The organism is Fulvivirga lutea, assembly GCF_017068455.1.
Taxonomy (GTDB): Bacteria; Bacteroidota; Bacteroidia; order Cytophagales; family Cyclobacteriaceae; genus Fulvivirga; species Fulvivirga lutea.
This window is the reverse complement of sequence record NZ_CP070608.1, coordinates 2,176,853-2,200,854: the sequence shown is the minus strand read 5'-3', so window position 1 is coordinate 2,200,854 and position 24,002 is coordinate 2,176,853. Positions and strand designations below refer to the sequence as shown.

The window sequence follows — 24,002 nt, the reverse complement described above, 5'->3', positions numbered from 1 at the left end:
TTTAAATCGCCAAAAATATAATAATTATCAAACCTAAAATAGCAAGCAAGATATAACTCTGAACTTTACCCCCTTGCACAGATTTTGTAATTAAGCCAGTTCTGCCAACCACATAAACCGAAGCAGACACAAAGCCATCTACAACATGTCTGTCTAGCCAGCCTATTACATGTGATAATACGGCTGTGCCAATTCCAATAAGATTGACTATCCTGTCAATAATCTTATGCTCAAGTCTTTTTAAAATCTGGGCGAAAGAGGTAAATGGCTTTATGAGTAGTAACTGATAAATGTCATCCAAATACCAGTTATTTAATGAAATGTTTCTAGGAATTGACTGACTATTTGAAGTTAGGTTGCCTTTTCTATAGCCATACCAGGCAATTGAAGCACCTATAAGTATACATGCCAATGATACTGTGCTTGTTAAAAGATGAGGTAACTCAGATGAATTGAAGTTCCGTAAATTGATGGAGCTTAATACCCAACTGCCTTCCACTGAAAATGGATTAAACGACCAGACAAAACCAACAGACCCAATGGCTAGAACAATCAGCACTATTTTAAACGTTAAAGATGATTCCTTAATGGCATTCTGATTAGATGCTCTATGCGAACCAAAAAACACAAGGGCCAACATCCGAATAACATAGTAAGATGTTAATGCTACGGATACAAACCCAAGAATAACAATCAACCAATACATGCCTCCCTGTGTAGTTGCTGAATGTATTGCACCTAATAAAACGGCTTCCTTCGATAAAAACCCTGATGTAAAAGGTATTCCTATTAACGCCAGACTAAAAACCAAGAAGGCAGCAAATGTTATCGGCATAGCAGATTTTAGTCCGCCCATATTTCTCATATCCTGAGCGTCTAATGTTTCATTTGTATAAGCCTTGTGAATGGCGTAGATGATTGCACCAGCACCTAAGAACAGCCCTGCTTTGAAAAATGCATGTGTAAGCAAGTGAAAGAAAGCTGCATCTGGCGTACTAACCCCTACACCAATAATCATATAACCTAATTGCGAAATAGTAGAAAAAGCAAGGACCTTTTTAATATCATTCTGAAAAAGGGAAGCATAAGCACCCATAAACGCAGTAATTGCGCCAATTACTGCAACAATAATTAAAACATCAGCTGATAATAAAAATGATACTCTAATCATTAAATAAACTCCGGCCGCCACCATTGTAGCGGCATGAATCAATGCTGAAACAGGTGTAGGCCCTTCCATGGCATCGGGCAACCAAACTTGCAGAGGAAATTGGGCTGATTTACCCATAGCTCCCAAGAAGAACATGAACCCACAAATTGAAACTAAACCTGGGGAAAGCAATGAAATACTACCCAAAGACTCTTGAATTATCAATAAATCGAATGAATGGAAGTTAAACCAGGCAAGTGCCAATCCTATTACAAAACCTATGTCACCAATTCGGTTAACGATAAAGGCTTTTTTGGAGGCCTTGGCTGCCGACTCTTTGGTAAACCAAAAACCAATGAGCAAGTAGGAACTGAGTCCGACCAACTCCCAAAACATGAAGATTATGAGCAGATTGCTGGATATTAGAATTCCAAGCATGGAGAACGTAAAGAGGCCCAATAATGCAAAATACCTATTGCGCCCGGCATCCTCTTTCATGTAATCAATAGAAAACCAGTGCACCAATGCTGATATGAAAGTAACAATGAAAAGCATTAATCCAGTGATTCGATCGATAAAAAATGTCAAAGTATAGCTGGTACTGCCAATTGAAAACCAGTCGAGATGATACTTAAGCGGGTTGCCCCACGAAGCACTTAGTAAAATAAGGCTTATAACTGTAGATGTAAAAAGTAAAACTACGCTTATTAATGGCGACCGATTAGCCTTGAATACACCAACATTGACAATAATTGAAAGTAAAGGCAATGCGAGTAGAATCAGCAGCCAATAGCCGTTGAAATCCCAATCAGATATCATTGTTGAAGCTTGCAAGTCAGTCTTTCAGTTCATTTATTTTATCGAGCTCAATCGAATTATAATAGTGATATATTTTTAGTACCAAGGCCAGCCCCACGGCTGCTTCAGCAGCTGCTATTACAATAACAAAAAGTCCAAAAAATATACCCTGACCAGCATCTCCACCGATGGCCACCAAATTGATGTTCGATGCATTAAGCATTAGCTCAATTCCCATTAGCACGAAGATTGCATTTTTACGAGTAATAACTATCGCCAATCCTATAGAAAATAAAAATGCGCTCAATATGAATAGCTCTAATATCATACAGTGTCTTTTTTCGATGCTATAACAGAGGCTCCAATTAGAGCAACAAGGAGTAATATGCCGGCCAACTCAAACACTAATAAATAGTCTGTAAATAGTCCCTGCCCTATCTGCTTAATATTATAAAGCGACCCGCTCACCTTATCGTTAGAAAAGTTTATTTGTACAATAGCGTAGCAAAGAAGACCAAATATTGATGCTGAAATCAACCCAGCAATAAACTTATTATGGCTCCCAGATTGAGGTGGTTCATTGCCTAATTTATTGGTAAGCATTACTCCGAATATGATCAAAACAATGATACCGCCAACGTATATCATTATTTGGGTAACGGCAATAAACTCTGCTCCCAAAGCAAGGTATAACAGAGCTATAGATATGAAAGTAACCACAAGAGAAAAGGCTGCATATAGTAGATTGGAGGTAAAAAGCACGTAACAGGCTGAAAGTATTGCTATGAAGCCTAAAAAATAAATAAGCCAATCACTCATCGTCTTTCTTTTTCTTTTTAATCATTGGCCTCGGCTTAAACTTTGGTTTAGGCTTATTAGACTCCTCTTCTTTCTTTTTAACCACTGGCTTAACGGCCATTTTCTTTTTAGTAGAACTTACTTCGTCCGTTTTTTTAGCTTTTTCAAATTCTTCGATCTCCTTCTTTTTTTCGAGGATTTCAAGTGGAGTCATGGTTGCAAATTCATACGTGTGGTCTGCAATATCATATTCACTAAAGTCGAAAGACTTCGTCATGGTAAGGCATTCGGTAGGACACACCGTTGTGCATAAACCACAGAAACAGCACTTGCCCATATCGATATCAAATTTGGCTGCATAAATTCTTTTAGGAGTTCCATCTGATGTGTAGCCAAATGTTTCTTTCGCTTTAATTGGTTCAATATCAATACAATCTACCGGGCAAATTTTTGCACACTTGTCGCATACAATACAATCGTCAATTTCATTGTGCAATTTGTATCTACCGTTATCGGGTATAGGAAGGCTTTCGTGTGGATATTGCAGTGTCATGATACCCTCTTGCCTGGTAAAGTAATTAGGATCGCTCACACTCATAGGTTTTACCGTTTTCTTGGCATCCTTAAAGTGTTTGATAGTGGTTTTTAATCCTTTTACTGAAGTATTTAAAGCAGACTTTATGTTTTCCCAGTATCCTGAGTTATTCATTATGATAATGCTTTAGATTAAAAAATTCAATCAGGCTAAGCTGATGGTAAATTTAAAGGTACTTCCTTTGCCTTGCTCACTTTCTACCCAAATATTTCCACCCATGCGCTCCACAAATTCTTTACATAGGCGCAACCCAAGACCTGTACCTTTTTCATTAGCTGTTCCTCTGGTAGTATAAAGCTCAGTGGCATTAAAAAGTTTATCCATTTGATCGGGAGCCATGCCAACACCGTCATCCTTCACCATAACTATTAATGAATTCTTCGGACCATCTTCCGTTAAAATTTCTACACGACCACCGTCTTCAGTAAACTTAATTGAGTTTGATATCAAATTTCTGATTATCAGGTCTAGCATGTTTTTATCTGCCTTTACAATCCGTTCTTTCTCTACACTATTTACGAAAACAATGTCTTTTTCACCTATCTCCCTGAAAAAGGTAAAATTTTCTTCCACAATACCCTTTAGATTGATTTTTTCCGGCTTAATTTTTATCTCATTCATTTGAACCATGGCCCAGTCCAGAAGTGTGTCTAATAATTTGCGCGTATTATCCAACCTAACTTTTAGTGCATGGCTCACCTCTTTAAGTTCTTTTTGCGTCATATTGCCTTCATCAAGGATATCCAGAATGCCTACCAATGCATTTATCGGAGATCTTAAATCATGGGAAACAATAGAGAAGAATTTGTCTTTCATTTCAAGCAAACTGCTTAACTCTTTGCTTTTAGACTCTATTTCTCTCTGTTGAATAACCAGCAGATCGTTAATCTTTTTTCTTCTTTGGTTATTCTTATACAGCGAGAATAAGAGCACGGCCGTAAACGCTAGAATTACAACAAGAATATTTCGAATGAACTCCTGATTCTTCAGTTCAGAGATTTGTTTTTGCTCTTTTTGGTTGAGCAGCTGAATCTCAATATCTTTTTTAGCTGTTTCATACTGTATTTGAACCTGACTAAATTGTTCTTTTTTCTTTTCGCTGAATACACTATCCTCCAGTTCCTTATACTTCTTATAATATTCTAGTGCTTTCGCCAGGTTTCTCTCAGATTCATAAAGTTCGGACATGGCAGCATAGCATCTGATTAATGATCCATTATCGCCTATCTCTTCGGCCATCTTCTGGCATTTCTCAAAATACGCTTTAGCCCCAATTTCATCACCCATCCGTTGACTCACCCTGCCTTTGCCATAAAATACCTCAACAATACCGTTCTTATTGCTCTGTTTTTCGTAAATATCAAGTGCATCATCATAATGGATTAACGCCTTTCTATACTCACCTTTCTTTTCATATGCCTTGGCCATATTTGCCATAATTTGTGGGGTGAGCACATCTTCCCTAAACTTTACACTTACATCGTATGCCTCCTTTAATACATTTAGCGCTTTTTCATAATTGGATTCTTCTATGTCAATTAATGCTAAATCGTTTTTAGAATAAGCTATACCTGCAGAGTCGCCCACCTCGATGCTTACTTTCATCGATTCTTCGATATATTCCCGAGCTCTATCTAATTGCCCCATAGCAAAAAGCACCCGACCCATATTATAAGTTGAAATAGCTATCTGAAGTTTATCACCTAGCTTTTGTGCTTTCTGCAGACTTTGCCTGTAATAGTCAAATGCCTCATTATATAAATCAAGATTCAGATAATCTTCTCCCACAGCATTTAAAAGGTCAGATTCCTGAGTTCCTGCCCCTAGCTTCCTATAAATTTTCAGCGCCTCAAGGTCATTTCTTAATGCTTCGTTATGATTGCTTTGTACAGAATAAAAAACACCTAGCGACTGCGTTGCAAAAGCCAAATTCACACTATCTTTCAGTTTTGAAGCAAGATCTACTGCGCGTTTTGCAATTTGAATGGCTGTATCCACATTACCCAATTCAGTAGAATTAATTACCTCAATTAGTAATTCTAATTTTACTGAATCACTTTTTGCGTCCCTGTAGTCTTCCTCCAACTCACTCATTTTGAGTGTGTCCTGTGCAACTACTAAACAGGGTAGCAGAATAATTAACAATATGGTTGTTATTCTTCTTATCAAGTAATCGAATTTATATCATTATAAGCCGCCAAACACTACAAATTAACAAAAATATTAATGCAATGGGAGTTAGGTATTTCCATCCGATTGTCATAAGCTGATCGATTCTTACTCTTGGAAATGTCCAGCGCACCCACATTTGTAAAAAAATCATCACTAATGTTTTAGAAATAAGCCAAAAGATTCCCCACAATGTGGCTGATAGAGAACCCATATTACCGCTTGTCCAATTTGCTAGTTCTACAGCTCCAATGTTTGGTAATGGTGTAGCCCAGCCACCAAAGAATAGTACAACTCCAAGCAAACTTACAAGCAGCATCATGCCATATTCCGCCAGCATAATTATACTCCATCTAAAGCCTGAATATTCTGTATGAAAACCTGCTACTAATTCTGATTCTGCCTCGGGTAAGTCGAAAGGCGCTCTGTTTGACTCAGCTAATGATGCGATGAAGTAGATCACCCAGACACCAAACAGAAGTGGCATTTGAATAACATTCCATGATAGAACTCCACCAATACCCGTTACTTCAATTCCTAAAGATTTGATACCAAACAAATAAATAGTTGACTCTGACCAAATGCTTTGTTGCATGTTAATTTCCTGCAGATTTAAAGTTTGGGCTATTACCAATACACAAAGCACACTTAGTGTTAGTGGAACCTCATAAGCAATAATTTGTGCCGCTGATCTGATAGACCCCAGTAATGAATACTTATTGTTAGAGGACCAACCAGCCATGATTATTCCAATCACATCTAATGATACAATGGCCATTAAGAAAAACACACCGGTTTCAGCCATTGAACCCGCCCAATTTGGAGCAAGCGGTATAAAGGCAAAGGCAACAAAAACGACTATAAATATGAGAATTGGTGCTACAAGGAATAATAATCTACTCGCAGCCTTCGGAACAATATCCTCTTTTTGCAATAATTTTAAAAGGTCTGCAATAGTCTGCAGCAAGCCATACGGACCAACCTCCATGGGACCATATCTGTCCTGAATGAATGCAGAGATTTTTCTCTCTGCATAAACCGCAAACACAACGAAAATGAGTAAAAATGGGAGTACAAATAGAAAAGTGGACATTTACTCGATTTACATTTAGGAATTAAAGTGACAAAAAAATAGCATTAAACCTAATTCTAGTCCCAAAGTATGTGTCTTTCAAGCTTTACTCGCTCTTTAAAGAATATTTTAGTGGATGCTTCAAATGATTCTGTATAGTCCGAAACCAAAAAATGATCATCCTCAACATGCTCATCATTTAACAAACCGGTGTCAGATAAATACTTTTTCAAGTAATCAGCTGTTACTTCAGAGCTATCTAAAATATCTACTTTGTTGTTAAAGAATTTATTGATTTGATCTTTAACCAAAGGGTAATGTGTACAACCTAATACCAGCGCTGATATGTTTTGCAAATCCTTATGCTGCAAGTATTTCTCAATAATCTCATAACTGATTTTATTATTAAAAAAACCTTCCTCAATCATCGGCACTAATAAGGGGGTAGCAAGAGATTCAAGTGCAATATTCTTTTTTAAGGCCTTTACCTTCTTTCCATAAACGTTTGAAGTGACTGTTCGCTTTGTGCCAATTAAGCCAACCTTTTTTCCCTCGTAATGATTACTCAAATAATTAACCATAGGATCAATTACATTAATCACTTTAGCGCGCTTGCCAGTGTATTCCTTGAGCAATTCATAAGCAGCACTACTTGCAGAGTTACACGCGATTACAATTACTTTGCAGCCCTTGTTCAATAGAACATCGGCAATTTTAATACTGTATGCCTGAACTGCTGCCTCTGACTTATCACCGTAAGGTAAATGGGCAGTATCTCCGAAGTAGATAAGTGATTCTTGTGGTAAAACTGCTCGTATGGCATGCGCTACGGTTAACCCTCCTATTCCACTATCAAAAATTCCAATCGGACTTTTTTTATCTACATTCATTCTTAAAATAGTAATGAGCATTAGGTCTCATAGAACCAAAATTATTGAAATAGTACCATAAGAATGGCGCCAAATATTTATTTTTTCTAAATTGTCTTTCCGTTCAAAGGTTGGCAGAATATTTTGATGAAAAAAAGAAGGATTCTTGAAGAGGAGTTTAACGATATGCTCGAGGAACATGAGCTAATGGTTAAGTTTCGAGGCGACAACGAAATAACTATTATTGGAGCTCCCACCAATAATTTTATATCAAGAATGCTGTTATCATTTAGTGGTGTAGCACTCGTTTCATATTGCCTCATATTAGGCGCAGAAGAAGGCAGTACGGTTGTAATTGGTGGTGCATTGTTAGGATTAATTTTCACTGCAACTCCATTTCTAAGTTTTTACTCCAAAAAACATTTTAAAGTGCTTTTCTCAAGACAAACCAAACAAATTAATATCATCAGCAATGCCACCGGGCCTTATAAGCGCATCGACTTTTCTAATATTGATAGTTTTAAATTTAAAAGGGTTGAAGTGGATGATTTTGTAAGTCCGGATATAGAAATTCCTGTAACATACAACTACACTTTTACAGCATTATCTGAGGGTAAAGAAATAGATCTTTTTGCTATTCACTCAAAGGACAAATCTATAGAGGCGTTCACTAATAAATTTAGTGATTTTATGGAAGGGTTTACAGAGAAAACGGTGAAAGCCTGAATACTTCCCACAGGCTAAAATAATTTCGTATTATTGCCAATCAATTAAAATTCTAGAAATGGGTAACAACTTATTAAAAGGAAAAAAAGGAATCATATTCGGGGCGTTAAATAAAGACTCAATCGCCTGGAAAACTGCGCTACAAGCGCATGAAGATGGTGCTGAGTTTGTTTTAACTAATGCACCTATAGCGATGAGAATGGGTGAAATTAATGAATTGGCAAAAATGTGTAATGCAGAAGTTATTCCTGCAGATGCCACCTCAATTGAAGATTTAACGAACCTTTTCGAAAAGTCAATGGAAATTTTGGGTGGCAAATTAGATTTTGTTCTTCATTCCATTGGAATGAGTCCCAACGTAAGAAAAGGACGTGAATATGGTGATCTTAACTATGATTGGTTCTTAAAAACATTAGATATTTCTGGTTTATCGTTCCACAAGGTTTTACAAACTGCTGAAAAAACGGAAGCCATGAACGAGTGGGGTTCTATATTAGCCCTGACTTATATCGCTGCTCAACGAACTTTCCCTGATTACGGTGATATGGCACAAGCAAAAGCTGTTTTAGAATCTATTGCAAGAAGTTATGGCGCTAGATTCGCCAAAATCAATAAAGTGAGAGTGAATACCATTTCACAATCACCAACCATGACAACTGCGGGAAGTGGTGTTGGTGGTTTTGATGTCTTCTTAGATTATGCCCATAAATTATCGCCACTTGGAAATGCAAGTGCAGAAGATTGTGCCAAATACATTGTCATGATGTTCTCTGATTATACTAGAATGGTAACAATGCAAAACTTAATGCATGACGGTGGATTCTCATCTTCAGGTATTACGGATGAGATCATTGGCGAACTGACGAAATAAAAACTGATTAACAATACATTGAATCCCGAATCATGAAAAATTGATTCGGGATTTTTAATTTTAATTATGGTAGTTTTTCCGAATGCTAAAATTAACCTTGGTTTAAATATCCTCTCAAAGAGAGAGGATGGCTATCATAACATAGAATCTTGCTTCTATCCGTTTGATTTATCAGATATTTTAGAAATTCTACCAGCAAAAAAATTATCATTTACTTCTTCTGGAATTGCCATACCAGGTAATACCAAAAACAACCTTTGCATCAGGGCTTTCGAGCTATTGAAAGCAGATTTTAATATAACTGATGTTCAAATTCATTTACATAAAATTATTCCCATTGGAGCAGGCTTGGGTGGTGGTTCATCAGATGCCTCGTTTACTTTAAAAGTGCTTAATCAACTATTTGACTTGCAATTGACAGATGATCAATTGGAGGCTTACGCAGCACTGCTGGGTAGCGACTGCCCTTTCTTTATTCGCAACAAACCAGTACTGGCCAAAGGCACAGGAACAGAATTTGAAGATATTAACATCAGTTTAGCTGAGTACGAAATAAAGATTGAATACCCTCAAATACATATCGGAACGGCAGAGGCCTATGCTGGGGTAACACCCAATAAGCCGAGTAAAAGCGTGAAGGAAATTCTTACTCAACCTATCTCAACCTGGAAAAACGTGCTTAAAAATGATTTTGAGAACTCCATTTTTCCAAATCATCCGAAAATATATAGCTTGAAAGAAGACATGTATGCTCGTGGTGCGGTATATGCGAGTATGACTGGTTCCGGATCAGCCGTTTATGGAATATTTAAGCGCGACTAGTTTAGTTTTATTAGCTTGATATCGCGTGGCTTCCAATAGTCATCTTGCTCAGGTTTACCATTTACATTAAAATCATGCAGCCAATGGCCTGTCAACGTGTTACCATCTAACGTAAGATACATATCTAAGAACATAGGTGTTACAGCTACTATTCTAAATTGACCATCCGGATTCCTATAAACAATGCCTTTATACTCCTCTTTCTTTCTACTTCTGGTAAATTCTAACATGACGGTCGAGACGTTGTTCAAGGTTGATACACGTAATAAGCCGGTCGATTTCTTACCAGCCAAAGAGGTAGTTTCAATATTCCATTCTCCATCAAGTTGAGTAGCATTCTTTAGCATATTGTTATCTTGAAGCAAGAACAACTCTGCTAACGATTGAGCCTCTCGATCATTAAAAAATACATTGGAGCCAGTGTTGGCCACATAGGCCATAACAAGTTTGTGTTCTGGATAAATCAATACATGTGCTCTTGCCGATTGCATGCTACCGCTATGATAAATAATCGGTGTATTTAATCTGCTTACGCCAGACTCCCAACCCAGTGCATAAAAAGTACTTTCCCCATTGGGTAGCGCTCTTGGTCTGGTGAATTCCTCAAATGTTGTTTTAGAGATGTAGGTATTCTCGAGTAAGACATTTCCGAATTGAACCAAATCTGTAGCAGTAGAAAGATAACCTCCACCAGCGTACATAAAACTCCGATCTTCATCAGGTGCTGTTTCACGTTTTTTATCATTCTTGTAAATATATTGGATGGTTCGATGGTCAGATTGCAAATCATATTTATCAAAAGTAGTATTGGGCATCCCAACCTCAAGAAATAGTTGTTGCATTATTGATTCGAAGGTCATTCCAGTTGCTTTTTGCATTGCCGCAGCAATTAATGTCCACCCGTAGCTACTATATTCAAAGTTGGTTCCTGGCTCAAATAAGAGCGCATCATTTTTAAATATATCGAGTGCTTCGATGGGATAATCATAGTGTTTTGTGTTATGCGTTTCTTCACTCGAACGATAGTGCCTTACTCCTGAGGTAGAGCTGGCAAGTTGTTCTATGGTTATATCATATTCTTTTTTAGGGTAATCAGGTACAAGGGCACGTATGGTACTTGAAAGTTGAATTTTTTGTTCCTCCACCAACCTTGCAAGCGCAATGGAGGTGATAGATTTAGATACACTACCAATTCTAAACTGAGTCATATTGTCAACTACAAGTTTGTTCTCAATATCTCGATATCCGAAAGATTCATTCCACACAGTTTCGCCATCAATAGCCACAGCAATTTGAAGTCCGGGAATATTAGTCATGGACATGTGCTCGGTGAGTAGATGCCTAGCTAACTGCATACTAACATTGGTATCATTCTCTTGGGAATACGTTTTTAAAGCAAATAGAACATTACTTAGCACTATCAGAATGACAACCTTCATCTTAATTTTTTATGAATTCAAGTACTAATTTGTTAAATATATTCGGCTGGTCAAGAAAAGACTCATGACCGGCATTTGGGATTATTTCTATCTTAGAATTACGAATTAATTTTTGGGCGTCTGCCATTTCCTCAGGCGGTGCAATATCATCATACCTACCTGATATCAATAAAACATTGTGTTGAATTTTTGGGTACAATTCGAAGCAATTGGAATTCAATCGATCTTCCCATAATAGATCGTCCACTAAATCATTATCATTTCTTTTTATGTATTTTATTGGATTATAGGGTCTTGAGAATATTACTTTAAAAACCATTCCAGGGGTTATTTTTCTTTTTGTAGGCTCAAATGCACTATTTACATATTTATTCCATTGTCTGATGTGTTCTACCGACTGAAGGGAGTCTATTGATTCAATCCAATCCAAAGCCACTTGCCAATATTGATCATCTTGACCTGCCAAAATTTTTTCTTTAGCCAAATTCTTTAGGTAAGTAGGTCTGTATAATTGATACCGCTCTGCATTAAAATCAGCGGTCAGCGGGGTATTACTCAAAATAACAGCCTCAATTAGTTCTTGCGATTCATCTGGAAAATCAACTAAGGCTTTGGACACAAAATCGCCACCTGCACTATGACCCATCACATAAATTTTCGACTTATATTTCTCCTTTAGATATCTCGCTAATGCCAAAATATCCTTCCCATATTGGTGATAACTGATCATAGCTTGATCAATTTTTCGTGCAGGTTTGTTTAGTCCGCGTTGGTCATAATAAGCAATAAACACCTCTTTTTCTAAGCTTTCTTTCCAGTAGGGGTAATTAGATCTTCCAAAGTCTATGGCATTTTCTCCAGGACCGCCCTGTACAAAAATTATAATCTTCTTACTTGATGTATTTCCTCTTAAGTAAACTGGCAATTCATCTCCTTCAACTTTTACGTGAAAAAACTCTTTCACTTTTTGAGCTTTTGACTGAAATACTAATAGAAATACAAAAGCACTAATAGCTGCTATTCTAAAGATCATTGAATCAATTAATTATAGAGAAATAGTCTTATTTGAAAGAGTTTGCACAACCACCGAATCGCTGCTCAATAGTTTATCAAGGCCAAAAAAGTATTCACAATGATTTTGAAACAGGTCTTTAGGTTTCATACCATTAATCGATTGAAGTGTATCACCTAATTGAAGTGTAGAGTTCACCTCAACTCTATTCACTATCCAATATTCATCGTTCAATATGCCGGGAATGAAGGTAGGATCGGGTTTGCATTGTACTTCTGATCTCAACTTTAGGTTGATGATATTTTCATCGTTATCGATGACAATATCAAAATGTTCTAACACATCAGTACCTAAAAGCATTTTACCATTGGCTGAAAAATGGATTGGGACTTTGAACGTGTTTTTACCAAGTGTCACTGGCAGTTCTTTGACTTCTACAGTGTCAATTCTTGATCCGTAAATTCCTGTAGTTGCCTGATCTATAAGTTTACGACTTTCCGTATCGAACATGTTAGAAAATTTAGATGGTAGAATTAATCCGCCATTATATCCTAAATCAAAAAGCATGTCCTCAATTATCTCATCGCCTATTTTGATATCTATGAGTGGTGTCCCTGAAAGCATTGGGCGATCAAATTCAATCGATGTCCAATTTTGATCAATGTTTATCGGACCAGTTGTTATTCTTATCTGTTGAGATTCAAAATCGAAGTGCCAGTTAACCAGTTTGATCAGATTAGCACCAATGATACCATTTTTAGCAATACAGGGACTAAACGACTTCTCCCCATATTCAACCTCCCCTGCACCAATATTATAAAATGTAGCATCTCCAATGCTCAGGGAATCAACACTTACCACTTCGATTAACCTTGTGTTGCCATTAGAATCTGAGTTTTCTTTTGTGGCTTTCGTTTCAAGCCCAAAAAAATCTGAGAGCGACTTTTCAACTTTGGAGTTGAAGGCTCCTGTATCAAATATAAATTCCCGTGCTTCAGAATCACTATTCAATTTAACATTGACTACGATGATCCCTTTTTTATAAGTAAAAGGAACATGACAGTCCATCTTTTTACTTGCACTTCCACTTACTAACAAATTCACATTTTTAGCATAATTGCAGGATGCTATTATAATAGGTAAGCTTATGCACATCAGATTAATTACTACTCTCTTTATCATCGTCTCATTTTGTTAATGATTGCGAATTTGATCCAAAAGCAGGATAATACCCCATATATTATCAGTTCTGTGATTAATTGGAACAGTTAGGTATAAAAGGGAAAGCAGAAATTGTATTATCTCAAATTATCCAGCGGTAGGGCTTTTCTTTTATAGTACCTATTCAGTACCGGATAAATCAAAACAGAGATTAGTATTATCACCGTTCCTACATAGAAGCCGGGTTTCATTTGCTCTTTCTCTCCAAAAATAATCACGGCCAAAATGATACCGTAAACAGGCTCCAGATTCACAGTAAGGTTCACAACAAAGGCAGATACTCTTTTCATAATTTCTACAGAAACAGAAAAAGCATACACTGTGCAAATCACTGCAAGGATAAATAACCATAACCAATCGATAGCAGTAGGAATTAACTGCAAACCTTCAGGGGCAAAGTAGTAGGTATAAAATGGAAAGAAAAGCGCAGTACCTATACACGCACCGGCCATTTCATAGAAAGTAATCATGTAGGGGTTGTGCCTTACAGTCAGTTTACCATTGATTACGGAAAATAAGGCCGATAAAAATGCTGATGCCACGGCCATAAATAGACCCAGTGCATGGTTGAATTCGAACCTGAAAATCACATACAGCCCGGCAATAACTATTAAGCCAAGCACAACTTCAAACGCTTTGATTTTCTTTTTATTCATCAAGGGTTCTAAAAAGCTGGTCCATAAAGAGCATGTAGCCATTCCCGCCAGACAAACAGAGGCGGTTGATACTCTAGCTGCTGCAAAAAAGAGAATCCAGTGAGCAGCGATAATAAACCCTGTTCCTAATATTTTATAGGCTTCTCTTTTACCAATTCTAAAACTTACTTTACTATAAACTAATAAGCCCCAAAGCACAACAGCTGCAATGAGCGTTCTGTAAAAAACAATTTCTACTGAAGGAATGGAAATGAGCAATCCGAGGATGGCCGTAAAGCCCCAAATCCACACAATAAAGTGCAGTTTAATGTAATCAGTTGTAGTCTGTGTCAACGGGGAACGTATTTATACATTAATAATGAAATGCCTCCGAATACAATATTTGGTATCCATACTGATATGGCCGGATGCATGCCCCCAGCTTCGGCAATACTCTTACTCATTATAAAAAATAGTATGTATAAGAATGATAGTAAAAAGCCCAATGCAATTTGAAAGCCTGTTCCACCCCTACTCTTTCTTGCTGAAACTATTACGCCCATAAAAGTGAGAATCAAAACTGCAAACGGTGAAGTAAAACGCGTATACTTCTCTACCTGGTAGAACTCAACATTACCAGCACCCCTTAGGGTAAGCTTATCAATTTCATCATTCAGCTCAGGAATAGTCATCGCTTCATAATTCTTCTCCAAGTTCTCAAATTCACTAGGATGAATGGCGAGTGTAGTATCCATGGTGGTACCTTTCTCAATTTCTTCCTCGGAACCGTTAAAAATATGTCTACTCCAATTAGTAAGTGTCCATTTTTCTTTTTCCTGATTCCAGGATATTCTGCTGGAGCTCAGCTTTTCCAAAAGTTTGGTGCTATCCATCAGCTCCAAAGTAAAATTGTATCCTACATCAGCCTGATTATTATAACTCCGTATGTACAAGTATTTACCTTTCGCCACCTGCATGTGGATGTTAGTTTTATCAAAATAATACCGACTTTTTAAATACTGGATTTCAAACTCACGCTTGGTTTTGTTTGAATCAGGAATAATCCATCCTGTAAGCACGAAGCTTACCAAAGCTATTATGGTAGATCCTATAAGGTAGGGCACTAACATTCTTCTAAACGAAACACCGCTACTTAGAATAGCAACAATCTCCGTTCTACCAGCCAATTTGGAAGTGATAAATACGGTGGCAATAAAAACTGTTAAAGGTGTAATGAAATTGGCTATCCATGGAATGAAATCCATATAATAACCCACAATTTGCCCTGTTGACAGTTCGGCTTTCACAAATTTTTCAGTCTTCTCAGTGATGTCGATCACCAAAATAACCGAACAGATGATTAGCACTGTAAATATGAATGCCCCTAAAAATTGCTTAAGTATATATCTGTCGAGTAATTTCATTACAATCTGTTGCTTACCTTTTTAACCATGTCGTTCTTCCAATCAATAAAGGTGCCGTTTATTATGTGCTCTCTTGCCTGGCCAACCAACCAAAGGTAAAAAGTAAGGTTGTGAATACTTGCAATCTGTCCACCTAACATTTCTTTACTAGTAATAAGGTGCCTTAAATAGGCTTTTGAATAGAAAGTATCTACATAACCACCAAGATTAGGATCGATGGGTGAAAAATCATCTTCCCACTTTTTATTTTTGATATTAATGATGCCTTCAGATGTATACAAAATTCCATGTCTTGCATTTCTGGTTGGCATAACACAATCAAACATATCGATACCCAACGCTATACATTCCAAAATGTTAGCAGGTGTACCAACACCCATCAGATATCTTGGTTTGTCTTTTGGTAAAATATCACATACCAAGTCAGTCATTTCGTACATCATTTCTGCAGGTTCGCCTACAGACAAACCACCTATGGCATTCCCTTCTCTTTCAAATGATGCAATGGCTTCTGCCGATTGAACTCTTAAATCTTTGTAGGTACTACCCTGTACAATTGGGAAAAGCGTTTGATTATACCCATACAATCCTTCAGTAGCATCAAATCGATCGCAACACCTTTTTAACCAACGGTGAGTCATGTGCATCGACTTTTCCGCATATTTATATTCGCAAGGATATGGCGTACACTCATCGAAAGCCATAATTATGTCTGCGCCAATTCTTCGCTGAATATCCATTACACCTTCAGGAGTAAAAACATGCTTTGAACCATCGATATGCGACTGAAACGTAACGCCCTCCTCTTTAATCTTTCTGGTTCCGGCCAAAGAATACACCTGATATCCTCCACTATCTGTTAAAATAGGTCTATCCCAGCCGTTAAATTTGTGTAAGCCTCCAGCTTGCTGAATAATGTCTAACCCTGGTCTTAAATAAAGATGATAAGTGTTTCCTAAAATTATTTGAGCAGAAATATCTTCCTTCAACTCTCTTTGATGAACAGCTTTGACTGACCCAACAGTGCCGACAGGCATAAAAATAGGAGTAGCAATTTCACCGTGGTCTGTCGTGATCTTTCCTGCTCTGGCTTTGCTGCCTTTATCTTGTGTCTGTAAATGAAAATCCATTGGCTATAAAAACAGCGCAAAGTTAATGGATTAAAGCAAAGTAGACTTACGAATTTTAGATTATGGAATTTACTTTCAGATGTGAATAATCAGTATATATTTGCCACCCTAAATATGACCACTTCTATTTTTTAATGATCGACACGCTAATACTAATTTTTATTGTTCTTTCTGCCATACAGGTACTTTTTTACGGCCTTTTCTTGATTAAGCTCACTACTTTTAAAAAGGAGAAGAAGGAGTATCATCAGGGGATTTCAGTTGTCATCGCCTCCATGAACGGTATGCCGCATTTAAGTCAATTAGTAGATAATCTGATGGATCAAGATTATAATGAGTTCGAAATTGTAGTGGTGAATGATCGCTCTACAGATGACACCAAAGATTATTTAATTGATGCCACTAAAAAATATAACAACCTGAAAGTAGTAACTGTGGAGCATAAGCCAAATAATATGGATGGCAAAAAGTATGCACTAACATTAGGAATAAAAGCTGCCAAACACACTAATATATTACTAACCGATAATGATTGCATACCAGCAACTAACCAGTGGATAAAAGAGATGGCTATGGGTTTTGCTTCAGAGAATACACAAATTGTAACTGGCGTTAGTTTGTATCAATCACAGTCCGGCATACTAAATTCATTTATACAATACGATTCTTTATGGACAGCCATTCAATATGTGAGCTTACATTTGTTGGGTATGCCGTATATGGCTGTTGGGAGAAACCTCGCCTACAAAAAAGACTTATTCTTGACTAAGAAAGGATTTTCTGGTTACATGGAAACCACAGGTGGTGATGACGACCTATTCGTTAACAAACATGCTTCAAGTGTAAACACCTCTTTAGTTATTGGTAGCAACAGCTTAGTTTGGTCGCAGCCGAAACAAACTTGGAAAGAATTTTTAACTCAAAAACTGAGGCATCTATCTGTAGGAAAGCACTATAAAGTGAAGCATAAATTGGTGCTAGGGATACTTAGTTTTTCTCATTTAGCATTTTGGTTGACATTCATTGCTTCAATGATATTCAACCCACTGAATTACATAGTTTTAAGTTGTTTCCTGATCCGAACCTTGTTGCTCTACCTTACGTTTAGAAGTGGAAGCCATAAATTCGGCAAAACTTTCGGTATGTGGGGATTGCTGTTTTTAGATTTTATATTTGTCTTTTACTATCTTTCCACTGGGTTAAGGGCAATTTTTACTAAAAAAGTTCGATGGAGTTAAAAAAACAGTTTTCTGATAAGGCCTTAGAAGATTTTAAGTTGATCGATCAGGCTGTTAAAGAAGGCGATGAGCAGGCTTACGCCATGCTTATGGATAGATACAAACGTCCTGTTTACCACATGATTCTTAAAATGGTAAGAAACGTTGATGACGCAGAAGACTTAACCATCGAAGCGTTTGCCAAATCGTTTAAAAACCTTCATAAATTCAAAAAAGACTTCACATTTAGTACCTGGCTGTTTAGGATAGCTACTAACAATGCTATTGATTTTATTCGTAAAAAGCGATTGGATACCATGAGTCTGGACACCTCATTTACTGATGACAATGGTGAGGCAGTTGGTATTGATGTGGAAGATAAAAACCTTAATCCACAAGAAGTAGCTATTAAAAGTCAGAAGATTGAGCTAATACAAATGTTTGTTACCAAGCTACCTGCTAAATATCAACGTCTTGTTCGACTGCGGTATTTTGATGAGCTTTCTTACGAGGAAATTGCAACAGAACTAGATGCACCATTAGGTACAGTAAAAGCCCAACTCCACAGAGCCAGAGAGCTTATGTACGATCTGGTGAAAAACAAAAAAGAGCATATCTAATATTAGTAGTTCATAGTTTAAAATTTGAAGTTCAAAGTTCTTTTAAGATGATATCTTTGAACTTTGTAACTTAGAACCAGCCCTCATGCACGCTGAAATCATAACACAATATTTTCCGAATCTTACTGCTAAACAAAAAGCTCAATTCGAAGCATTGTTGCCTTTATATAAAGAGTGGAACAGTCAAATAAATGTTATCTCGAGAAAAGATATTGATGAGCTTTATCTGAGACATGTTCTACACTCTCTGGGAATTGCCAAGGTGATGCAATTTGAGCCTGGTACAAACGTACTGGATGTAGGCACCGGAGGCGGCTTCCCCGGCATTCCATTGGCTATTCTTTTCCCTGAAACACAATTTCATTTAGTAGATTCTATCGGTAAAAAAATTAAAGTTGTGAGCGCAGTTGCTGATTCATTAGGATTAAAAAACGTAAAAGCCACTCACACACGGGCTGAACAGATTGATGATAAATATGATTTTGTGGTAAGCAGAGCCGTCACTCGATTGAAGCCCTTTTACCAATGGGTAAAAGGCAAGTTCAAATTAAAATCTGTTCATGAATTACCGAATGGTATTTTATACCTAAAGGGTGGTGATTTGGAAGAAGAACTGAAGGAGTCTAAAAAGAAATACCGCCTTTACAATCTCAGCAATTACTTTAAAGAAGATTTTTTCGAAACCAAAAAAGTGGTTTATGTACCAGGCGGTTAACGTCTTGACTCGGCCAGTAAATACTCCATAGCTTCGTCCATCGTATCTACTAATTTTATATTTCTACCTGTAAGTACTGCAATACTTTGCGCCATTAATTTTGTGATGGAGTCTAAGCCTGAAACAACAGTTGCTTTATTGTAAGCATTATTCTTTTTTACCACGCCCTTGATCCTATCAATCATTTCCTTGTTAATTTTTGCACCTTTGGCATTTACCAAAGAATAGACTGTATTAAGAGGTCTTTCGGAGATGATTTTCACAGATTCTTCAAACGCTGCAATTGCCTCGGATGGTTTTGCATTAGATATATCAGTAAACACTATTTCCAGGCCCTGATATTCAATAACACTACATTTAGCCACTTATATTTTTTAATTTAATTTGCGGAAGAATCTAACCGTTAATGAAAAAACAACTTCTATTTGCGCTTCCGCTCACCCTCATTTGTTTAATATTCTACGTTAGTTATACAGGAGATATAATAAGTAACCTGCAACACCTGTTTTTTTTATCAATCACCACATTTATTGTGTATGCTTATCAGGTGTCTTTGAATCCAGGCTTTAAACTACTGGATAAAATAACATGGTGGCTCTTTATATTGGCATTACCTTCAATAGCATCAATTCTCTATTGGTTCAGGCATATCAACAGAAAGGAAGAAGATTAATTTATTTTTAAATAGAAAATTCCTTTAAGTCTGGCCTCTTCCCAGGGCTGTTGGGCTCCATTGCTTATTTCTTCCACACTATTTCTGGTGCGCATAAATACATCTTCAATTCGCTGAGGTTGCTTCATTTGTTTTATAAGTTCACCGGTGTACAACCCATTGTCCCCATCACCGTCAGATGCAACACTACCGGGCGCTGTTGAGTATGCAATTAAGGTACCTCCGGGTGGTGTAGACTTGGCTAATCCGGCCCCACCCCGCTTACCTGTTGGGAATGGATTATTTCTACAGGCATCGAGAATGATCATATTTAAGCCATCTTCATTGGCATACTCGATTGTACGTAAGACGCCAGTGAGAGGAATAGTTTTCAATTTAACATCTAAGGGACTATTAATTTCTGCATCTACAGGCACCAGGTAGTTGACACCTTCTATCTCCAAACCATGGCCGGCATAAAAGAAAACTGACACATCTACATCTCTAATGGCATCACCGAAGGAATAAACAGCACGTTTCATGTCTTCATAAGATCCATCAAGTATAGATGTTACTTCAAAACCCAATTCCTTAAGTGTTTCCTCCATTACCTTGGCATCATTTACTGTATTCACCAAAGCTCCGGCCCCTTCATAAGCAGCATTTCCAATAATCAATGCCACCCTTTTTTGTCCCTCATGATGTTCTCTTGCTACATCACTTGGAACTTCTATTTCAGGATTTCGAGTAACATAGATATCCTTAAATACAGTGTTTGACTGATAGTCTTCAGCAACAACTCTGATTTTGTTTTTACCAGGAACAAGTCCTACTTCGGCATTAAACTTTCCATTGGCTAAAATTTCTGCTTTTTGTCCGTTAATGCTTATATTTTTTATTTTGGATCCATCAGAAAGCACTCCTTCCAACTCCAAGTTGGCCTGTTGTACCATCGACTCACCATAATTTCTATTTAGAGCAGGCTTGGTGATTTTTATTTGTGGAGCAGAATTCCTTTGCAATTCAAACAAATGTATTGTGCCGTTTTTATCACCTGCAGCCAGATAAGAATCATCGCCTGAGATACTTATTGTTTCAGGAAATTCTTCCAAGGTAACTTCACTTGCTTCCGCGCCCTTATCTAAATCTACTAATGTGATTACATATCTTTTATCAGTATAATACGCGATGTGAGTTGGCCCGGGGCCTAACACAATTTGATCTACTCTATTATTTACCCGAATTCTCTTGATCTCATTTGAAGAATCCCAATCATAGGCCATTATACTATTCCTTCGCTCAGGTTGTCCACCCTGCATTCCACCTTTAGGAATAAATACTTCTTGAACACCGGTTACGAACAAATCACTACCTTTATTTGATGCGCCTGCATGCATAACCGATGATGAATTCGCAAATTCATCGCTCCTAAGTTTTACTTCTCGTAGTATATTTTGCGTGGTAGGATTACATGTTAAAGTAGTTCCATCTTCACCCATTACAGCGAGTTGCTGCCCGAAGCGATCATAACCTAAATAAATTGGCTTCTTAACTCTATTAGAAATATCAACCGAAGCTTGCTGCATATTGGCTTTAAGGCTATACACCTTCAATTGATCCTCTTTATTGACATAGCTTAAAAATTGCTTTTCCGGATCAACCGTCACCAATATCGGATCATCAGGAATTTTGCTTGATCTGCTTTTAGAAAGATTATTTGCGAAGAAAAAATCGAGATTCCCACTCGCATCAACAACTATTAATTCTTTGTTATCTCTTAGGAATTTCAGGTGAATAATATCATCATTAACCTGAGCTCTGCCAATTGGCGCCAGTTGATCTAAATCCCATAGCTGTAGGTTGCCTTTGCGGTCTCCAGCGACCATTAACATGCCGTCTGATGAAAAAGCCACTGATGTAACACGATCGAGTTCTGAGGTTAATTTACCTACCGGCACAAAAGAAATTTGCTGAGCTTGGAGCTGCCCAGCAAATAGTAATAAAGTAATTACAATCTTTCTAATCATAAAATCAAGATCCTTTTCTTCCTATAATATAACCAAAGCCTACTGTAAACTGAATTAAACTTCCCGGATCATCCGTACCTAAATCAATAGATGTACCAAAAAACTCCCCTTCTACTGTTTCTTTCGTCACTTTTCCAATTGTTAAATTGTTATCGATATTAATTCTTTCTGTTACGAAAAATTTAATACCTGCAGATAATGACATAATAGTTCTTATGTAGCTAAATGTTATTTCTCCTTCCGGCAACTGAAATGATCCCCCCGGAATGGCACCTCCTGTGGCACCTCCTGTAAAACCATCCAAAGCACCTTCAGCTGTTCCAGCCAATATGCCAAAAGCAGTATTAGGGTCTTCAAATACAACATTGGTGCGCATAGCTGTATACTTAAAACCAAGATAGGGCATCACCTTCCCGTTGGCACTTAAGAAATTGTAATCGATAAAAAAGTTGATACTTCTTGATCTAAATGCGATGGAATTATCAACTACTTTGGTGATATTCCATGCAGGCGCTATTCCTAATGAAACCCGATTACCCACATAATATTGATAGTTAAGAGAAATATAAGTAGCTGAATAAGTTAATAGGGGATCATCTCCTTTTTGACTTAATAATCCGAAGTTACTACCAATGTTACTATCTCCTTTTTGTACCTGAGCTTGTGCACTTAAAGCTATTACTGAGCATAAAATGAATACAATTTTTATCTTTTTCATAGCCTTATCTTTTACCTAATATATAACCTAAACCAACATTTAATTGAATGACAGTGCCATCAGCATCAATGCCTAATTCATCCAGGGTATCATTCCCTGAAATTACCCTGGTGTAACTAAAGTTATTATCCAGGTTTAGTCTTTCGGTTAAGAAAAAGCGTATTCCAATATTACCTCCAACACTGTTGGTAACGAGTGGGTCACTTTGTCCTTCTTGCTTTTGGGATACTTTGGTAAACTGCCCACCAAAATATGGCATCGCAAAGCCATTCTCTGAAACAAATGCGTAGTTGAGAAAAACATTATATCCTATTGAGTTGCTCTTTTGATCATTGGCATCTTTTAGCCATCCAAATCTTGGCCCAAAACCTATAGAGATTCTTTTGCCCATGAAGTAAGTGTAGTTTAGAAAAAGGTTTGTTCGGCTCTCACCGTTATCTCCACTCAGAGAATTTGTATCAAACCCTAAGCCTAAATTAGAATCACCTTTTTGCACTTGGGCAGTACTTTGAATGTTGAATAGTAAAAGCATGAATAGACAAACACATGCTACTTTAAGTGTTTTCATAAGCCTGATTTTTAAGATTAGAAATGAGAAAATTTTTAGAATGTAGTCAAATAATAGTTATAACCAAAACTAAATATCTCAAAATCTCTCATTTACAGTGACTTATGGCTTTATCAGCTACCCTTCTTGCCAATAATAACACCTAACCCTATAGTAAATTGAAGAATACCGCCTTCGGCATCTGCTTCCTCAAAGCCATTACCAGAGTCTACAGAAGTAGCTATTATTGACGTATAGCTGAGGTTCACATCAAGGTTGGCATACTCATTAATAAAAAATTTGATTCCTGCATTACCCCCAAGCGAACCACTCCTTGACTCAAAGTAGTTGAAATCAGTATTTCCAAAACCATCTGTAGTTTCTGATTCGTTATACGATATAAGTCCGGAATACTGTAGCCCTAAATAGGGCAATGTTTTGCCTGTAGAACTTAAAAAAGAATAATTGAAAAATAAATTCATTCCAAAAGTACTTCCGAAATTATCACTTGTGGCATTCCAACTATATAATGGACCAAGGCCTAAAGAAATATTATCGGTTACATATTTCTGATAAGTCAGGAACAAGGTGCCATTAACATTGTCAGTTTCCAATCCTGTGATAGTTGATAAAAAGGCATTCAATCCTATATTAGAATCTCCTTTTTCAACTTGTGCGAGTGCCTTGTTTGAATAAAATAAAGCAGTTGATAAAATTAGTAGTGTGTAAATCTTTTTCATAGTTTTTTTGAAATCAATTTACAGCCTTTGAAAGG

General features: G+C 37.1%; 25 protein-coding genes. 7 read left to right on the top strand and 18 right to left on the bottom strand.

All coding sequences use genetic code 11. From position 1 onward, the window contains the following. Window position 1: 1 nt before the first annotated feature. From nuoL to murI, 7 genes are read right to left on the bottom strand one after another with little or no spacing between them, the layout of a single operon-like run. The gene (nuoL, locus tag JR347_RS09965; protein WP_205720459.1) at window positions 2-1,969 is read right to left on the bottom strand and encodes an NADH-quinone oxidoreductase subunit L; all 1,968 of its coding nucleotides are present in this window, start codon (window positions 1,967-1,969) and stop codon (window positions 2-4) included. A 16-nt stretch (window positions 1,970-1,985) separates the two neighbouring features. After that, the gene (gene nuoK / locus JR347_RS09960) at window positions 1,986-2,276 is read right to left on the bottom strand and encodes an NADH-quinone oxidoreductase subunit NuoK (protein ID WP_205720458.1); all 291 of its coding nucleotides are present in this window, start codon (window positions 2,274-2,276) and stop codon (window positions 1,986-1,988) included. Then, on the bottom strand, window positions 2,273-2,767 hold the full coding sequence (locus tag JR347_RS09955; protein ID WP_205720457.1) for an NADH-quinone oxidoreductase subunit J family protein: 495 nt from the start codon (window positions 2,765-2,767) through the stop codon (window positions 2,273-2,275). Before JR347_RS09955 ends, nuoK begins: the two co-directional genes overlap by 4 nt. Continuing rightward, a complete protein-coding gene (locus JR347_RS09950; RefSeq protein WP_205720456.1) occupies window positions 2,760-3,455 on the bottom strand; it encodes a 4Fe-4S dicluster domain-containing protein in 696 nt (231 codons plus the stop codon). The genes JR347_RS09955 and JR347_RS09950 overlap by 8 nt, the downstream gene beginning before the upstream one ends. 30 nt (window positions 3,456-3,485) lie before the next feature. Continuing rightward, window positions 3,486-5,510: a tetratricopeptide repeat-containing sensor histidine kinase gene (locus JR347_RS09945; protein ID WP_205720455.1), complete on the bottom strand. Its 2,025-nt coding sequence runs from the start codon at window positions 5,508-5,510 to the stop codon at window positions 3,486-3,488. A 10-nt stretch (window positions 5,511-5,520) separates the two neighbouring features. Further along, on the bottom strand, window positions 5,521-6,603 hold the full coding sequence (nuoH, locus tag JR347_RS09940) for an NADH-quinone oxidoreductase subunit NuoH (RefSeq protein WP_205720454.1): 1,083 nt from the start codon (window positions 6,601-6,603) through the stop codon (window positions 5,521-5,523). A gap of 56 nt (window positions 6,604-6,659) precedes the next feature. Then, window positions 6,660-7,472 carry a glutamate racemase gene (gene murI / locus JR347_RS09935; RefSeq protein ID WP_205720453.1) on the bottom strand — a complete coding sequence of 271 codons (813 nt, stop codon included), beginning with the start codon at window positions 7,470-7,472 and terminating at the stop codon, window positions 6,660-6,662. A 126-nt stretch (window positions 7,473-7,598) separates the two neighbouring features. Between murI and JR347_RS09930 the strand changes: the two genes are divergently transcribed. The 3 genes from JR347_RS09930 (at window position 7,599) to ispE (ending at window position 9,870) form a co-directional block, all read left to right on the top strand. Beyond that, a complete protein-coding gene (locus JR347_RS09930) occupies window positions 7,599-8,177 on the top strand; it encodes a hypothetical protein (protein WP_205720452.1) in 579 nt (192 codons plus the stop codon). A 58-nt stretch (window positions 8,178-8,235) separates the two neighbouring features. After that, window positions 8,236-9,048: an enoyl-ACP reductase FabI gene (locus JR347_RS09925; protein WP_205720451.1), complete on the top strand. Its 813-nt coding sequence runs from the start codon at window positions 8,236-8,238 to the stop codon at window positions 9,046-9,048. 66 nt (window positions 9,049-9,114) lie between these two features. Continuing rightward, on the top strand, window positions 9,115-9,870 hold the full coding sequence (gene ispE, locus JR347_RS09920; protein ID WP_205720450.1) for a 4-(cytidine 5'-diphospho)-2-C-methyl-D-erythritol kinase: 756 nt from the start codon (window positions 9,115-9,117) through the stop codon (window positions 9,868-9,870). Here the strand turns inward: ispE and JR347_RS09915 are convergent. The 6 genes from JR347_RS09915 to tgt all read right to left on the bottom strand — a co-directional run bounded on the left by JR347_RS09915 (window position 9,867) and on the right by tgt (window position 16,731). Next, complete coding sequence (locus tag JR347_RS09915; RefSeq protein WP_205720449.1) at window positions 9,867-11,309, bottom strand: serine hydrolase domain-containing protein; 1,443 nt, start codon at window positions 11,307-11,309, stop codon at window positions 9,867-9,869. The genes ispE and JR347_RS09915 overlap by 4 nt on opposite strands. 1 nt (window position 11,310) lies before the next feature. Further along, window positions 11,311-12,342 (bottom strand): alpha/beta fold hydrolase, encoded by a 1,032-nt coding sequence (locus JR347_RS09910; protein ID WP_205720448.1) that lies wholly within the window; start codon window positions 12,340-12,342, stop codon window positions 11,311-11,313. A 12-nt stretch (window positions 12,343-12,354) separates the two neighbouring features. Next, window positions 12,355-13,503, bottom strand: coding sequence for an aspartyl protease family protein (locus JR347_RS09905; RefSeq protein WP_205720447.1), 1,149 nt, complete (start codon window positions 13,501-13,503; stop codon window positions 12,355-12,357). A gap of 116 nt (window positions 13,504-13,619) precedes the next feature. Further along, window positions 13,620-14,531 (bottom strand): DMT family transporter, encoded by a 912-nt coding sequence (locus tag JR347_RS09900; RefSeq protein ID WP_205720446.1) that lies wholly within the window; start codon window positions 14,529-14,531, stop codon window positions 13,620-13,622. Continuing rightward, window positions 14,528-15,601, bottom strand: coding sequence for an LptF/LptG family permease (locus tag JR347_RS09895; RefSeq protein ID WP_205720445.1), 1,074 nt, complete (start codon window positions 15,599-15,601; stop codon window positions 14,528-14,530). The genes JR347_RS09900 and JR347_RS09895 overlap by 4 nt, the downstream gene beginning before the upstream one ends. Next, entirely contained in the window at window positions 15,601-16,731 is a 1,131-nt protein-coding gene (tgt, locus tag JR347_RS09890) for a tRNA guanosine(34) transglycosylase Tgt (protein WP_205720444.1), read from the bottom strand. The genes JR347_RS09895 and tgt overlap by 1 nt, the downstream gene beginning before the upstream one ends. Before the next feature lie 134 nt (window positions 16,732-16,865). Between tgt and JR347_RS09885 the strand changes: the two genes are divergently transcribed. The 3 genes from JR347_RS09885 (at window position 16,866) to rsmG (ending at window position 19,283) form a co-directional block, all read left to right on the top strand. Then, entirely contained in the window at window positions 16,866-17,969 is a 1,104-nt protein-coding gene (locus JR347_RS09885) for a glycosyltransferase (RefSeq protein WP_205720443.1), read from the top strand. Further along, window positions 17,960-18,568, top strand: coding sequence for an RNA polymerase sigma factor (locus JR347_RS09880; RefSeq protein WP_205720442.1), 609 nt, complete (start codon window positions 17,960-17,962; stop codon window positions 18,566-18,568). The genes JR347_RS09885 and JR347_RS09880 overlap by 10 nt, the downstream gene beginning before the upstream one ends. 85 nt (window positions 18,569-18,653) lie before the next feature. Beyond that, a complete protein-coding gene (gene rsmG / locus JR347_RS09875; RefSeq protein ID WP_205720441.1) occupies window positions 18,654-19,283 on the top strand; it encodes a 16S rRNA (guanine(527)-N(7))-methyltransferase RsmG in 630 nt (209 codons plus the stop codon). Here rsmG and JR347_RS09870 read toward each other — a convergent pair. Next, a complete protein-coding gene (locus tag JR347_RS09870) occupies window positions 19,280-19,648 on the bottom strand; it encodes a hypothetical protein (protein ID WP_205720440.1) in 369 nt (122 codons plus the stop codon). The genes rsmG and JR347_RS09870 overlap by 4 nt on opposite strands. Window positions 19,649-19,689: 41 nt before the next feature. On the opposite strand from JR347_RS09870, the gene JR347_RS09865 reads away from it, so the two are divergent. Then, on the top strand, window positions 19,690-19,956 hold the full coding sequence (locus tag JR347_RS09865; protein ID WP_205720439.1) for a hypothetical protein: 267 nt from the start codon (window positions 19,690-19,692) through the stop codon (window positions 19,954-19,956). Here JR347_RS09865 and JR347_RS09860 read toward each other — a convergent pair. From JR347_RS09860 to JR347_RS09845, 4 genes are all read right to left on the bottom strand, one after another. Next, on the bottom strand, window positions 19,953-21,962 hold the full coding sequence (locus tag JR347_RS09860) for a caspase family protein (RefSeq protein WP_205720438.1): 2,010 nt from the start codon (window positions 21,960-21,962) through the stop codon (window positions 19,953-19,955). The two genes, JR347_RS09865 and JR347_RS09860, sit on opposite strands and share 4 nt — an antisense overlap. A 4-nt stretch (window positions 21,963-21,966) precedes the next feature. Beyond that, on the bottom strand, window positions 21,967-22,680 hold the full coding sequence (locus JR347_RS09855; protein WP_205720437.1) for a hypothetical protein: 714 nt from the start codon (window positions 22,678-22,680) through the stop codon (window positions 21,967-21,969). Between the two features lie 4 nt (window positions 22,681-22,684). Further along, entirely contained in the window at window positions 22,685-23,248 is a 564-nt protein-coding gene (locus JR347_RS09850) for an outer membrane beta-barrel protein (protein WP_205720436.1), read from the bottom strand. A 113-nt stretch (window positions 23,249-23,361) separates the two neighbouring features. Then, window positions 23,362-23,967 carry a hypothetical protein gene (locus JR347_RS09845; RefSeq protein ID WP_205720435.1) on the bottom strand — a complete coding sequence of 202 codons (606 nt, stop codon included), beginning with the start codon at window positions 23,965-23,967 and terminating at the stop codon, window positions 23,362-23,364. Between the last annotated feature and the right edge of the window lie 35 nt (window positions 23,968-24,002).